Origin of the sequence: Streptomyces sp. SS1-1, from assembly GCF_008973465.1 — a bacterium.
Lineage (GTDB): Bacteria > Actinomycetota > Actinomycetes > Streptomycetales > Streptomycetaceae > Streptomyces.
This window is the reverse complement of the sequence record NZ_WBXN01000004.1, coordinates 615,328-627,087: the sequence shown is the minus strand read 5'-3', so window position 1 is coordinate 627,087 and position 11,760 is coordinate 615,328. Positions and strand designations below refer to the sequence as shown.

Sequence of the window (11,760 nt, the reverse complement as noted above, 5' to 3'; positions counted from 1 at the left end):
GCGTGGGACGAGGCGTGACGGGCAGGGCTCTCAGGACGATGGTCCCAGGTGCCGCCCCAGGTCGCGTTCGACACCGTCCGGCCGCTGCAGCCCGGCGTCGAACAGCCGCTTGACCCGGGCGCTGTTCTCCGGGCGCCCGGAGGTCCGGAAGAACGCGGCCAGCGACGCCGCGAACTCCTCGACCGGCGGCTCGGTGACCGCGTCGACCAGGGCCTTCGCCTCCCGCACCGCCACCTTGTCGAAACCGGCGACGCGGCGCGCGAAGGCGTCCACGAACCCCTCCAGCCCGTCCTGCGGCACCACGCGGTTGACATAGCCGTACCGCGCCGCGAGGTCGGCGGGGAAGTCGTCGGCCCCCAGCAGCACCTCCAGGGCGCGTCCCCGGCCGAGCAGCCGGGCCAGCCGCCCGGAGGGGTTCCCGCCGGGCACCGAGCCGATGCCGACCTCGAAGTGCCCGAGGACGGCGCCGGGACCGGCGAACCGTACGTCGGTGGCCAGGGCGAACTCGCTGCCGGCGCCCCGCGTGCGGCCGGCGATCTCGCTGACGGTGAGGGCGGGCACCCGCGCGAGCCGGTACAGGTTGTCGGCGTAGGGGTGCAGCCCGGAGGCGGCCGGGGGCATGGCGGCCACCCGGGCGGTGTCGGCCAGCATGTCCCAGTGCGCCATGAAGAAGTCCGGCCGGGCGCTGCGGAAGACGACGACCGTGAGGTCGGGGGCCTCTTCGATACGGGTGATCAGCTCCGCGAGCTGATCGAGGGTGTCGGCGTCGATCAGGTTGATCGCTCCGTTGGAGAAGGTCACCCGCCAGTACGACGGGCTGACCTCCTGGACGGCGAACTGCTCGGCGGCGCTCATGGACCGGTCCTTGTGTGAGGGGGGCGTCGCTCGTGACTGTGCCCCGCCCCCGCGCGATGCCCACGCGACCGCACCCGCGCGGGTGACACCGGGCGACGAGCGGCCCACTCCCTGTTTGCTTGACTCGTCAATCAAATGGAGTTACCTTCGCGGTGAGGTTGCTTGACGGAGCAAGTATTTCCGTGGACCGCCTCACGCATCACCGCACTCACGCATCACGCAGGGAAGGTCCTCATGACCAAGATCGGAATCATCATCGGCAGCACGCGCCCGGGCCGCAACGGCGAGGCCGTGGCGCGCTGGGTGCACGAGGTCGCCGCCGAGCGCACCGACGCCCAGTTCGAGATCGTCGACCTGCTGGACTACAAGCTCCCCGTCCTCGACGAGGCGTACCCGGCGTCCCTCGGCAACTACACGCAGCCCCACACCCAGGCGTTCGCCGAGAAGATCGCCTCGCTGGACGGCTTCGTGATCGTGACGCCGGAGTACAACCGTTCCGTGCCGGGCGCGCTGAAGAACGCGATCGACTTCCTCTACGCCGAGTGGAACAACAAGGCCGTAGGGTTCGTCAGCTACGGCTCGGTCGGCGGCACCCGTGCCGTGGAGCACCTGCGCGGCATCGCGGGCGAGCTCCAGCTGGCCGACGTCCGCTCCCAGGTGGCGCTCTCGCTGTTCACCGACTTCGAGAACTTCACCACCTTCACGCCCGCGCCCGTCCAGCGCGACACGCTGGTGACGACGCTCGACCAGGTGGTGGCCTGGTCGAAGGCGCTGGCCCCGCTGCGGGCCGCCGCCTGACGCCACGGCCGCCCCGGCCACCCGTGCGCGGGGTGGCCGGGGCGGCCGGTGCCGTGGGGCGTCCGGGCGTCGTCAGTCGCCCTCGGCGATGCGCTCCAGGACCCGGGCGGCGGCGGCGATGTCACAGCCCTCCAGGCGGGAGAAGACATGCCGCCGCACGCTCGCGAGGTTGGTCGGCCAGGCCAGCTTCAGCCGCTCCCAGCCCGCGTCGGTGAGGACGGCGAGCCAGGCCCGGCCGTCGTCCGGGCACTTCTGGCGGAGCACCAGCGACTGCGCCTCCAGGCGCTTGACCACGCGGGTCACCCCGCTCAGGGAGAGCCCGCACATACGGGCCAGGTCGCTCATCCGCATCCGGTTCTCCGGGGCCTCGGAGAGATGCACCAGCACCGTGTACTCGGTGCTGGTGATCGGCTGTTCCTTGGCCATGTCGGCGTCGACGACGCGCGGCAGGTACGCCATGACCCGTCCGAGGGCCCGGAGGAACGCTTCCTCGTCCTGGTCGAGGGGCTTGATCGCCGTCGTATCTGCCATGGACACAGTGTAATTGGGCACCACGGACGGCTTGCCGCTGACCGGCCCCTCCCCGGAGGACCCCGCGGGACCCTCAGAGGACCTTCAGCAGCTCGGCCGCGAGCGCCGCCGCCGACGCCGGGTTCTGCCCGGTGTAGAGGTTGCGGTCCACCACCGTGTACGGCTTCCACATCTCGCCGCGCACGAAGTCCACGCCCAGCACCTTGAGTTCGTCCTCCAGGAGCCACCGGGCCCGGGAGGCCAGCCCGACGCCGTCCTCCTCGTCGTTGGTGAACGCCGTCACCCGGTAGCCGGCGAAGGGGGAGACACCGTGCAGCCTGGTCGAGAGCATGGCGGCCGGTGCGTGGCACACGATGGCCAGCGGCTTGCCCGAGGCGAGGGCCGCGGTCAGCAGCCGTCCCGCGTCGGGGTCCTCCCAGAGGTCCTCCATCGGGCCGTGGCCGCCCGGGAAGTAGACGGCGTCGTAGTCCTCGAGGCGCGCGACGGCCAGCTGCAGCGGCCGGCGCATCTCCTCCGCGGAGCGGATGACCCCCTCCAGCTCCAGCGCGGTGTCCGCGCCGCCCGCCATGTCGGGGCGCAGGCTCATCATGTCGACGGTCGGGACCACGCCGCGGGGGGTCGCCACCGTGACCCGGTGGCCGGCGTCCGTGAACGCCTTGTACGGGGCGGCGAACTCCTCGGCCCAGTAGCCGGTCGCGTGCCTCGTCCCGTCCTTGAGCGTCCAGTACGAGGCACCGGTCATCACGAACAGCAGCTTCGCGCTCATGGTCACTCCCGTCGTCGCGGCAGGCTGCGGAGCGGGGCGCTCGCCACGCCCGCGGACGGAGCGATGGCCGCGGCCCCACGGGGCCATGCTGCTCCCGTTGCCCCCGGGCCGCACCCGCGGACGCCCGCCACTCCTGCCGGGGGCGTCCTCGACGCCCCGGACCGGCGGCCGTCAGGCGCGCAGATCCACCCAGGATCCGTGCGGGGCGGTCCGCAGCAGCGAGGACAGGCCCGCCTCGTGGAAGGCCAGTTCGAGGTCGGTGAACCCCTCGGAGAAGTGCGCCCAGCCGTCGTAGTGGGCCGGCACGATCACGCCGGCTCCGAGGACGGCCGCCGCGGCGGCGGCCCGCCGGCTGTCGAGGGACAGCGGGCGCCCGTCGAACTTCGCCGGCACCCGGGCCGCCCCGGCGTGCAGCAGGGCGGCGCCGATGTCCGGGACGCGGCGGGAGATCTCCGCCACGACCCGGATCGAGGCGTTGTCGCCGCTCACGTACAGCGTGGGCAGTCCGCGGCCGGACAGGACGAAACCGGTGACCTCGCAGTTGACGTTCCCGTCGGCGTCGCGTTCGGCGTCGTCGGGGCCGTGCGTCGCGGGCACCGCGAGCACGGTGAGGTCGCCCTCGCCGTCCGCGCGGGGCAGGGAGTGGCTGGTCCAGGGCGCGAGGCCGAGCGCCGGTGAGCCGAGCCGGGCGGCGGTGACGGGCCCGGTCAGGACCAGCGGGGCGGTCAGCGCGAACGCGCGGCCCCGCTCGTCGAGGTTGTCCGGGTGCAGATCGTGGCTGACCAGGACGAGGTCCACCGGGCCCACCGCGTCCTCGGTCCGGGCCGGCCCGGCCGTCTTGGTGAGATATCCGTGCGGGCCCGCCTCGTCGAAGGTCGGGTCGCTCACGATCCGCAGACCGCCCATGTCGATGACGGCGGTCGGTCCGCCCAGGACGGCGACCGCGCAGTCCTGGCGAGCGAGGGGCGTGGTCGTCATGGCGACTCCGTCCGGTGATCGGGCACGTGGTGCCGAGAGATGCCTGTCGGAAAACGATCGTGACGTCAGGAAATCTACGTCACCACCGGCGGCCCGTGGTCAGTCGTCCCGCCGTGCGCCCGGCCCGGCGCGCAGGGCCCGCACGGCGTCGCCCAGCGCGGCGATCTGTTCCGGCGCGAGCGCGGCGACGAACAGCTCGCGGATCGCGAGCAGGTGGGGGAGCGCCGCCGCCCGGAACGCCCGGGCGCCCTCGTCGGTGAGCACCACTTCGGCGCCGCGGCTGTCGGTGGCGCACTCCACGCGCCGTACCAGCCCGCGGCGCTCCATGCGTCCCAGCTGATGGGAGAGCCGGCTGCGCTCCCAGTCGAGGGTGCGTGCCAGGGCGGAGGGCCGCAGCCGCCCGCCGTCCGCCTCGCTCAGCGCCAGCAGGGTGGCGTAGTCGCCGGGGGAGAGCGAGGAGTCCTTCTGCAGGCGCGCGGCCAGCTCGGTGCGCAGCGCCTGCGCGGTCTCGATGAAGTCCCGCCAGATCCGCAGCTCTTCGGTCGTCGGGTAGGCCCGGCGTCTGCCGCCCATGCCGCCTCCTTTCGTTTGACGAGTCAAGTATGCGGAGTAATACTTGACGTGTCAAATAAAACGCCGGCCGGGCGCCCGTGCTCGCGCGAACCACCCCTCGAGGAGCCCTCATGTCCCAGTCGAACGACGCCCACCCGAACGACCCGTCCGCGCTCGTCCTCGGCCTCGACACGTTCGGCGACGTGCCCGTGGACGACTCCGGTGTCCTGCTCACCGACGCCGCGGCGATCCGGCAGGTCGTCGACGAGGCCGTCCTGGCCGACGGCATCGGCGTCGACGTGCTCGCCGTGGGGGAGCACCACCGCCCCGAGTGGGCCGTGTCCACCCCGGAGACCGTGCTCGCCGGTATCGCCACCCGCACCGACCGCATCCGCCTGTCCTCCGGGGTGACCGTCCTGAGCTCCGACGACCCGGTCCGGGTCTTCCAGCGGTTCGCCACGGTCGACGCGCTGTCCGGCGGGCGTGCCGAGGTCATCCTCGGCCGCGGCTCGTCCACCGAGTCGTTCCCGCTCTTCGGCTACGACCTCGCCGACTACGAGGTCCTGTTCGAGGAGAAGCTCGACCTGTTCGTGCGCCTCCTCGAGGAGCGGCCCGTCAGCTGGGAGGGCACGGTCCGGCCCCCGCTGAGGGACGCCCAGGTCCTGCCCCGGACCGAGTCCGGGCGCCTCACCACCTGGGTCGGCGTCGGCGGCTCGCCCCAGTCCGTCCTGCGCACCGCCCGGCACGGCCTCGCGATGATGCTCGCGATCATCGGCGGCCCCCCGGGGCGCTTCGTCCCGTACGTCGATCTCTACCGGCGCGCGACGGACCAGCTCGGCACCCCCGCCCACCCGGTCGGCATGCACTCGCCCGGCTTCGTCGCCGACACGGACGAGGAGGCGCGGGAGGCGTACTGGCGGCCGTACCGGGAGATCCGCGACCGCATCGGCGCCCAGCGCGGCTGGCCCCCGCTGCGACGCGCCGAGTACGAGGCCGAGATCGAGCACGGCTCCCTCTACATCGGCTCGCCCGAGACGGTCGCCCGCAAGATCGCCGCCAACGTCCGCTCGCTCGGCGTCGGCCGGTTCGACCTCCTCTACACCGCGGGCGCGCTGCCCGTGAGCGCCCGGCTCCGCGCGGTCGAGCTGTACGGCACCAAGGTGATCCCGATGGTCCGCGACCTGCTGGCCGGCTGACCCCCACGGAACGGAAGGAGACCCGATGGACACGGACATCCGCACGATCGGCGTCCTGGGCGCGGGCAAGCTCGGCACCGTACTGGCCCGGCTCGCCCTCGCCGCGGGCCACCGCGTACTGATCGCGGGGTCGGGCGAGCCCGGCGCCATCGCCCTCGCCGTGGACGTCCTCGCGCCCGGCGCGGTCCCGGTCACCGCCGCCGAGGCCGCCTCGGCCGCCGACGTGGTGATCCTGGCCCTGCCCCTGGGCCGCTACCGGAGCCTCCCGGTGGAGGCGCTGCGGGGCAGGCTGGTGATCGACGCCATGAACTACTGGTGGGAGGTCGACGGCGTGCGCGACGAGTTCGCCGACCCGCGCCGCTCCACCAGCGAACTGGTCCAGGCGTTCCTGTCGGACTCGCGCGTCGTCAAGGCGTTCAACCACATGGGCTACCACGACCTGGAGGGCGGCGCCCGGCCCGCCGGTGCCGCCGACCGCACGGCGATCGCGGTCGCCGGCGACCGACCGGAGGACCGGGCCGTGGTGGCCCGGCTGGTCGGGAGTCTCGGCTTCGACCCGGTCCCGGCGGGGACCCTCGCCGACGGGGTGCGGCTCCAGCCGGGCGCCGAGCCCTTCGGCGCGTATGTCGCGGCCGCCGAACTGCGCGCCATGCTCGACCGCTTCCCCCGGACCGAGCTGGGCCGCGCCGTGCGCCGGGCCCGCGCCGCCGCGCCCGCGGAATCCGGCGAGGCGGCCTGACGTCGGGACCCGTCCCGGGAATGGATCGGCGAGGGCTGGAGTTGTAAGAAGTGCTTGACTTGTCAAGCAAATAGCGGAGGGCTCGGAGCCCCCGCACCACCCACCGCGTGGCGCACCCCCGCCCACGCGTCTCACCCCTAGGAGCAGAGCCATGGGAACACTCGACGGCAAGGTGGCGCTCATCACCGGCACCGCGGGCGGCATGGGCCGGGTAGCGGCACAGGTCTTCGCCCGCGAGGGCGCCCGGATCGTCGGCACCGACATCCAGGCCGCCGCCGACGAGGAGACGGTCGAACTCGTCCGCCGCGCGGGCGGCGAGATGACGAGCATCGCCCCGGTCGACCTCACCGACCCGGACGACGTGCACCGGCTCGCCGAGGAGGCCGCCGCGGCCTACGGCGGACTCGACGTGATCTACAACAACGCGGCCATGCAGCGCTTCGGCCCGATGCCCGACTTCCCGGTGGAGGACTGGCACGCGACCATCGCCGGCGAACTCGACATCCCCTTCCTCGTGTCGAAGTTCACCTGGCCGCACCTGGTCCGGCGCGGCGGCGGCGTCATCATCAACGTCGCCTCGGAGGCCGGTCTCATCGCCGGTGCCACCCCTCCGATGGTCGCCCACACCGCCGCCAACGCCGGAGTCATCGGCATGACCCGGCAACTCGCGCTGGAGGGGGCCCCGCACGGCATCCGCGCGGTGGCGATCAGCCCCGGCCCGGTGCTCACCCCCGCCAGCGACCGCGACCTCGGCGACAACCAGGCCGCCCGGGACGCGATCACCAGCAAGACGCTGCTCAAGCGGTTCGCCCGCCCCGAGGAGATCGTCGAACTCGCCGCGTTCCTCGCCTCGGACCGGGCGGGCTACATCACCGGCGCCAACTACGCGGTCGACGGCGGCGCGAGCGCCTGGTGACCCACGCGGTCCCCGCGACCGGGACGGACACGACCCGTCCCGGTCGCGGGTCCGGTGCGCGGCCGCTGTCAAGTGGTGGCGGCCGGTCGGGCGATATAGCTTCGGAGAGACCGCCACGGGCCGGCGGACCCCGGCGCGACCGACCGGTCGCCGGCCCCCGGGACCACCTGCCGGGAAGGTACGCGCATGAAGGTGGAAGGGTCTGTCGCGTTCGTCACCGGGGCCAACCGCGGGCTCGGGGAGCAGTTCGTCCGGGCGCTGTTCGACGCCGGAGCCGCCAAGGTCTACGCCGGGGCCCGCGATCCCGCGAGGGTCACCGTGCCGGAGGCCGAACCCGTCGCCGTGGACATCACCGACCACGAGTCCGTCCGCGCCGCCGCCGACCTCGCCGGGGACGTCACCCTCCTGATCAACAACGCCGGCTCCACGACCCGGGCACACGTCCTCACCACGGAACTCGACTCGTTCCGCACGGAGTTCGAGACGCATGTGCTCGGCACGCTCGCCATGAGCCGCGCCTTCGCCCCCATCCTCGCCCGCAACGGCGGCGGCGCCCTCGTCAACGTCCTGTCCGTGCTGTCCTGGGTGTCGATCGTCCCCAGCGCCGGATACGCCGCCGCGAAGTCCGCCGAGTGGTCGGTGACCAACGCCCTGCGGCTCGCCCTCGCCGACCAGGGGACCCAGGTCACCGCCCTGCACGTCAGCTACCTCGCCACCGACATGGCCGCGGCCGTGCCCGGTCCGAAGGCCGACCCCGCCGTGGTGGCCCGCGCGACCCTGGAGGGCGTCGACGCCGGGCAGGACGAGGTGGTCGCCGACGACGTCAGCCGGCGCGTGCGGGGCGTGCTGTCCCAGGGGACCGAGGCACTGTACCCGCAGCTGCGCGGCGGCCCGTCCCTGCTCGACCCCACCGCGCCCGGCGCCTAGGTGTGCTGTCCCGGGACAGCACCTAGGACGTTCGGCCCATGGGCGGCACGGCCGTGAGAGGACGACGATCGGCGGGTACCCATGAGCGGACCCCGCCGGACGCGGGACCGCCGTGACAGGGAGGTGAGGAGGCCGTGCGCCTCACGATCCGCGCCGCCGGCCCGGCAGGACGCCACCCGGACGGCCCACCGGCACCACCTCCTTCGGCGGCTCACCCCGCACCGCCCCTCACCCGTCCGGGGCACCGGCCATGACCGCCCCCGCCCCCGAGGGGTCCCTCGCTCCGGTCCTGCGCGGAGTGGGCGCCGTCGTCTTCGACACCGACGGGGTGATCACCGACTCCGCCAAGGTGCACGCGGCCGCCTGGAAGGTGGCCTTCGACGACTTCCTGCGCGCGCATCCGCCGGCCGACCCCGCGGCGCGCCGCCCGTTCGACGCACGGGACGACTATCTGCGCCACGTCGACGGCAGGTCCCGGCTCGACGGGGCCGCCGCCTTCCTCGCCGCGCGCGGCGTCGACGCCACGCCCGAGACCGTGCGAGAGGTCGCCGCGGCCAAGGAACGCCTGTTCACCGACCGGCTCCGCGAACAGGGCGTCGACGCCTACCCGGGAACCGTCCGGCTGGTGCGGGAGCTACGGGCGGCGGGCGTGCCCCGTGCCGCCGCCTCCGCGTCCCGGCACGCCGGGGAACTGCTGAGCCGGGCCGGGGTGCTCGACCTGTTCGACGCGCTCGTGGACGGCGGAGAGGCGGCCCGGCTCGGCCTCGCCGGCAAACCCGAACCCGACCTGTTCCTGGAGGCGGCCGGCCGGCTCGGCGTCCCCGCCGGGCGGGCCGCCGTCGTCGAGGACGCCCTCGCGGGCGTCGAGGCGGGGCGGCGCGGCGGCTTCGCCCTCGTCGTCGGCGTGGACCGGGCGGCCGGCGAGGACACCGCCGCGCGCCTGCTGCGGCACGGCGCCGACATCGTCGTACGCGACCTCGGGGAACTGTGCGCGGGAGGAGAGCCGACGTGACGGACGCGGGCCAGGACGCCGAGGTGGACGGCTGGAGCTGGGAGTACGAGGGGTACAAGGCCGCCGACGAGCGGCTGCGGGAGTCCCTGTGCACGCTCGGCAACGGCTACTTCGCCACCCGGGGCGCGCTCCCCGAGTGCGACGCCGACGACGTCCACTACCCGGGGACCTATGTGGCGGGCATCTACAACCGCCTCACCTCGGAGGTCTCCGGCCGCCGGGTCGAGAACGAGGACATGGTCAACGTCCCCAACTGGCTTCCGCTGCGCTACCGCCTGCCCGAGGGCGACTGGATCGACCCCGACTCCACGGACGTGCTGGAACACCGGCAGGGCCTCGACCTGGCCACCGGCGTGCTGGAGCGGCTGACCCGCTACGGCCTCGGCGGCGGAAGCGTCCTGACGGTACGTCAGCGGCGTCTGGTGCACATGGCCGACCCCCATGTCGCCGCACTGCGCACCGAGTTCACGGCCGACGGTCTCACCGGCCCGCTGGAGGTGGAGGCGGCCCTGGACGGAGGAGTGACCAACGCGGGCGTACCGCGCTACCGGGACCTCGACGGCCACCACCTCACCCATGTGCACACCGGCACCTCCGCCCCGGACACGGTCTGGCTGCGCTGCCGCACCCGCACGTCCGACGTGCGGATCGGCCTCGCCGCCCGGCTGACCGCCGGCGCCCCCGTCACGGTCCGCCGTGAGACCTCCCGGATCGTCCAGAGCGTCACGCTCGACCTCAAGCCCGGCCGCCCCGCCACCGTCGACAAGACCGTCGCCCTGCACACCTCCCACGACCCCGCCATCAGCGACCCCCTGCACGCCGCCGTCGACCGCGTCGCCCGCGCCCCCGGATTCGACGCGCTGACCGGCACCCACCGGATCGCCTGGGGCCAGCTGTGGCGCCGCGCCGAACTCGACGTGCCCGGCGAACCCGGCCGCATCCTGCGGCTGCACCTCTTCCACGTCCTGCAGACCCTCTCCCCGCACACCGCCGACCTCGACGTCGGCGTGCCCGCGCGCGGACTGCACGGCGAGGCCTACCGCGGCCATGTCTTCTGGGACGAGCTGTTCGTCCTGCCCTACCTCAACCTGCACTTCCCCGAGGTCTCCCGCGCCCTGCTGCACTACCGCCACCGGCGCCTCGAACAGGCCTGCACCACCGCCGCCCGAGCCGGCCGGCGCGGCGCGATGTACCCGTGGCAGAGCGGCAGCGACGGACGCGAGGAGACCCAGCAGCTCCACCTCAACCCGCGCTCCGGGCGCTGGCTGCCCGACCACTCCTGGCTCCAGCACCACGTCGGCTCGGCCATCGCGTACAACGTGTGGCAGTACTGCGAGGCCAGCGGCGACACGGACTTCCTGCACACCAAGGGCGCCGAGATGCTGCTCCAGATCGCGCGTTTCTGGGCGGACAAGGCCGAGTACGACGACGCCCTGGGCCGGCACCGCATCAAGGGCGTCGTTGGGCCCGACGAGTACCACGAGGCCTACCCGGACGCCGACACCCCCGGACTCGACGACAACGCGTACACGAACGTCACCGCCGCCTGGGTGCTCGCCCGCACCCTCGACCTCATGGACACCCTCCCCGAGCCGCGCCGCCGCGAACTCGTCGAGCGGACCGCCCTGGACGGCGGGGAGCTGGAACGCTGGCAGGAGGTCTCCCGCACCCTGCACCTCCCCTTCCACGACGGGGTGATCAGCCAGTTCGAGGGCTACGGCGAGCTGTCCGAACTGGACTGGCACGGCTACCGGCAGCGGTACGGCGACATCCGGCGGCTCGACCGGATCCTGGAGGCGGAGGGCGACACCGTCAACCGCTACAAGGCGTCCAAGCAGGCCGACGTCCTGATGCTCGGCTATCTGTTCTCGCCGTCCGAACTGGGCGCGCTGTTCCGGCGGCTGGGGCACCGGCTGGACGAGGGCGTGTGGCGGCGCACCGTCGAGTACTACCTGCACCGCACCAGTCACGGCTCCACGCTCAGCGGCCTCGTGCACGGCTGGGTGCTCGCCCGGTGCCGGCGCAGCGAGGCGTGGACGTTCGTGCAGGAGGCCCTCCAGGGCGATATCGCCGACGTGCAGGGCGGCACCACCGGCGAGGGCATCCACCTGGGCGCCATGGCGGGCACCCTCGACCTCGTCCAGCGCGGCCTGACCGGCCTGGAGACCCGCGACGGCGCCCTGCGCCTGGACCCGGTACCGCTGCCCGAGCTGTCCTCGTACGGCTTCTCACTGCTCTACCAGGGCAACTGGGGCGTACGGCTGCGGCTGGAGCGCGGCCTGCTGGAGATCGCGGTGCCGTCCTCCGACATCTCCCCGATCACCGTCCGCCTGCCGGACCGCGAGGTCTCCGTCGAGCCCGGCGACCGGGCCCGGCTGGTCCTCCCCGGCTGACGCGCCGGGCCGGGGCGGGCCGGGCCGGGGCGGGCCGGGCCGTGCGGGACTCCGGCCGCGGGGCGACCCTGGAAGGGCGGGGGAGCGGCCCGGAAAG

12 protein-coding genes are annotated in these 11,760 nt (G+C 73.7%); 7 read left to right on the top strand and 5 right to left on the bottom strand.

The features are described 5' to 3' along the window. Positions 1-30: 30 nt before the first annotated feature. The gene (locus F8R89_RS03850; RefSeq protein WP_151782614.1) at positions 31-855 is read right to left on the bottom strand and encodes an enoyl-CoA hydratase/isomerase family protein; all 825 of its coding nucleotides are present in this window, start codon (positions 853-855) and stop codon (positions 31-33) included. 234 nt (positions 856-1,089) lie between these two features. Between F8R89_RS03850 and F8R89_RS03845 the strand changes: the two genes are divergently transcribed. Continuing rightward, positions 1,090-1,653: an NADPH-dependent FMN reductase gene (locus tag F8R89_RS03845; protein WP_151782613.1), complete on the top strand. Its 564-nt coding sequence runs from the start codon at positions 1,090-1,092 to the stop codon at positions 1,651-1,653. 72 nt (positions 1,654-1,725) lie between these two features. Here F8R89_RS03845 and F8R89_RS03840 read toward each other — a convergent pair whose 3' ends face one another. The 4 genes from F8R89_RS03840 to F8R89_RS03825 all read right to left on the bottom strand — a co-directional run bounded on the left by F8R89_RS03840 (position 1,726) and on the right by F8R89_RS03825 (position 4,501). After that, on the bottom strand, positions 1,726-2,184 hold the full coding sequence (locus tag F8R89_RS03840) for a MarR family winged helix-turn-helix transcriptional regulator (RefSeq protein ID WP_151782612.1): 459 nt from the start codon (positions 2,182-2,184) through the stop codon (positions 1,726-1,728). A 73-nt stretch (positions 2,185-2,257) separates the two neighbouring features. Further along, a complete protein-coding gene (locus F8R89_RS03835; protein WP_151782611.1) occupies positions 2,258-2,950 on the bottom strand; it encodes a type 1 glutamine amidotransferase domain-containing protein in 693 nt (230 codons plus the stop codon). 171 nt (positions 2,951-3,121) lie between these two features. Next, entirely contained in the window at positions 3,122-3,928 is an 807-nt protein-coding gene (locus tag F8R89_RS03830) for an MBL fold metallo-hydrolase (RefSeq protein ID WP_151782610.1), read from the bottom strand. A gap of 99 nt (positions 3,929-4,027) precedes the next feature. Further along, entirely contained in the window at positions 4,028-4,501 is a 474-nt protein-coding gene (locus F8R89_RS03825) for a MarR family winged helix-turn-helix transcriptional regulator (RefSeq protein WP_151782609.1), read from the bottom strand. Positions 4,502-4,611: 110 nt separating this feature from the next. Between F8R89_RS03825 and F8R89_RS03820 the strand changes: the two genes are divergently transcribed. From F8R89_RS03820 to F8R89_RS03795, 6 genes are all read left to right on the top strand, one after another. After that, positions 4,612-5,676, top strand: a complete 1,065-nt coding sequence (locus F8R89_RS03820) for an LLM class flavin-dependent oxidoreductase (RefSeq protein ID WP_151782608.1) — start codon at positions 4,612-4,614, stop codon at positions 5,674-5,676. A 25-nt stretch (positions 5,677-5,701) separates the two neighbouring features. Next, positions 5,702-6,415 (top strand): NADPH-dependent F420 reductase, encoded by a 714-nt coding sequence (locus tag F8R89_RS03815; RefSeq protein WP_151782607.1) that lies wholly within the window; start codon positions 5,702-5,704, stop codon positions 6,413-6,415. A gap of 151 nt (positions 6,416-6,566) precedes the next feature. Beyond that, positions 6,567-7,331, top strand: a complete 765-nt coding sequence (locus tag F8R89_RS03810) for an SDR family NAD(P)-dependent oxidoreductase (RefSeq protein ID WP_151782606.1) — start codon at positions 6,567-6,569, stop codon at positions 7,329-7,331. 186 nt (positions 7,332-7,517) lie between these two features. Further along, a complete protein-coding gene (locus F8R89_RS03805) occupies positions 7,518-8,258 on the top strand; it encodes an SDR family oxidoreductase (protein WP_151782605.1) in 741 nt (246 codons plus the stop codon). 250 nt (positions 8,259-8,508) lie between these two features. Continuing rightward, positions 8,509-9,270: an HAD family hydrolase gene (locus F8R89_RS03800; RefSeq protein WP_151782604.1), complete on the top strand. Its 762-nt coding sequence runs from the start codon at positions 8,509-8,511 to the stop codon at positions 9,268-9,270. A 23-nt stretch (positions 9,271-9,293) separates the two neighbouring features. Then, complete coding sequence (locus F8R89_RS03795) at positions 9,294-11,663, top strand: glycoside hydrolase family 65 protein (RefSeq protein ID WP_151787987.1); 2,370 nt, start codon at positions 9,294-9,296, stop codon at positions 11,661-11,663. The last annotated feature ends 97 nt before the right edge of the window (positions 11,664-11,760 follow it).

Bases quoted from the DNA above. Each gene is read 5' to 3' on its own strand.
- F8R89_RS03850 (WP_151782614.1), bottom strand. From the start codon at position 855: ATGAGCGCCGCCGAGCAGTTCGCCGTCCAGGAGGTCAGCCCGTCGTAC.
- F8R89_RS03845 (WP_151782613.1), top strand. From the start codon at position 1,090: ATGACCAAGATCGGAATCATCATCGGCAGCACGCGCCCGGGCCGCAAC.
- F8R89_RS03840 (WP_151782612.1), bottom strand. From the start codon at position 2,184: ATGGCAGATACGACGGCGATCAAGCCCCTCGACCAGGACGAGGAAGCG.
- F8R89_RS03835 (WP_151782611.1), bottom strand. From the start codon at position 2,950: ATGAGCGCGAAGCTGCTGTTCGTGATGACCGGTGCCTCGTACTGGACG.
- F8R89_RS03830 (WP_151782610.1), bottom strand. From the start codon at position 3,928: ATGACGACCACGCCCCTCGCTCGCCAGGACTGCGCGGTCGCCGTCCTG.
- F8R89_RS03825 (WP_151782609.1), bottom strand. From the start codon at position 4,501: ATGGGCGGCAGACGCCGGGCCTACCCGACGACCGAAGAGCTGCGGATC.
- F8R89_RS03820 (WP_151782608.1), top strand. From the start codon at position 4,612: ATGTCCCAGTCGAACGACGCCCACCCGAACGACCCGTCCGCGCTCGTC.
- F8R89_RS03815 (WP_151782607.1), top strand. From the start codon at position 5,702: ATGGACACGGACATCCGCACGATCGGCGTCCTGGGCGCGGGCAAGCTC.
- F8R89_RS03810 (WP_151782606.1), top strand. From the start codon at position 6,567: ATGGGAACACTCGACGGCAAGGTGGCGCTCATCACCGGCACCGCGGGC.
- F8R89_RS03805 (WP_151782605.1), top strand. From the start codon at position 7,518: ATGAAGGTGGAAGGGTCTGTCGCGTTCGTCACCGGGGCCAACCGCGGG.
- F8R89_RS03800 (WP_151782604.1), top strand. From the start codon at position 8,509: ATGACCGCCCCCGCCCCCGAGGGGTCCCTCGCTCCGGTCCTGCGCGGA.